At 67.3% G+C, this 1,328-nt stretch carries 1 protein-coding gene; it reads right to left on the bottom strand.

The window, feature by feature from the left end:
- Nucleotides 1–1,226 (bottom strand): Cache 3/Cache 2 fusion domain-containing protein (locus tag HPS01S_RS20660; RefSeq protein ID WP_157576488.1); only part of this gene is annotated, 1,226 nt, incomplete at its 3' end.
- Nucleotides 1,227–1,328 lie beyond the last annotated feature (102 nt).

Here is a 1,328-nt window from a genome sequence, read left to right as displayed (position 1 = left end):
GCGATCTCCGCGCTCGCCGTGCCGATGCTGTCGCTGGCATAGCGCAACTCGCCGAGCATGCCGACGAAGCGCTGGCGCATGTCCTCGACCTCGCGCACCAGACGGCCGATCTCATCGCTGCGGTCGGTGGTGAAACGCTGGCTCAGGTCGCCGTTGGCCACGGCCGTGACCGCGACGGTCAGGCTGCCCAGCGGGCGGCTGACATTGCGCCGCACCAGCCAGTACAGGCCCAGACCCAGCACCGCGGTGGCCGCAACCAGCAGGCCCCAGAAGGCGTACATGGTGGCCCAGTGCGACGCCATGGCCTCGTCGTCCGACACCTCGGCCACCACCCACCAGCCACCGGCCTTGGTGGGTCGCTTGACCACCCAGGGGCTGGACAGGTCGTTCGAGACCAGGGACGTGGAGTCCGCCACGAACGCCTCGGGCGTGGCACGAAGGCTGGCCAGCAGCGGTCCGGCCGAGGGGTAGGCCTCCAGCACCTTCTTGCCCGCCGCCGTGGGATGCACGACGAACACCGCGTCCGCATCGCTCTTGCGCGGATCGATGATCACGGTGGAGCCGCTCTCGAAGAAACGGGCCTCGCTCACCAGCTTCTGCAGCGCGGTCTGGAAGTCCGAGAGATCGAAACCGATGAACAGGATGCCCACCACCTTGCCGGCCTGGTCCTTCAGAGCCTCGTAGTGCGTCATGTAGGGCTTGCCGAACAGCACGGCACGGCCGGTGTAGTTCTGGCCCTGCAGCACCAGCGGGTAGGCCGGGTGGTCGCGCGCCAGCAGGGTGCCGACGGCCCGCTCGCCGTCTTCCTTCTTGAGCGAGGTGGTCACGCGCTCGAAGTCCTCGCCCTTGCGCATGAACACGGTGGCCACGCCGCCGGTCATCTTGTTGAAGTCGTCCACGTCGCTCGTTTCGCCGTTGAGGCGGAACGACCAGCTCTTGATCAGGCCGGCGGCCTCGTCCAGTTCAAAGAACTGGGAGAACTTGGCCCGGAACGGCCGGTACGCACGGTCGGTCATCAGGCGCGCGGTGGCGTCGAAGGCGTCCACCGAATCGGCGACCGACTGCGTCTTGTCGCCCACCCACTGCACGATGCGCTCGCGGGAGCGCTCCTCGGCCACCAGGCTCATGACAACGCTGATCGTCACCAGCACGCCCGAGAGCATGGCCACCGCCAGCAGCGCGACGCGCCGTGCCAGCGAGCGGTTGTTGATGGTGGGGTTCTTCATGGCTTACTGCAGGTTCTGCGAGCTGCTGTCCATCAGCCCCATGTCGGGACTGCTCATCAGCGCCTCGATGTCCATCAGGATCAGCATGCGCTCGCCCACGCT

The sequence above is a fragment of the Hydrogenophaga pseudoflava NBRC 102511 genome, assembly GCF_001592285.1.
In the GTDB taxonomy this organism is placed as follows: Bacteria; Pseudomonadota; Gammaproteobacteria; order Burkholderiales; family Burkholderiaceae_C; genus Hydrogenophaga; species Hydrogenophaga pseudoflava.
Note: the sequence above shows the minus strand (reverse complement) of the source record. Positions and strands in the feature narration are given on the sequence as shown.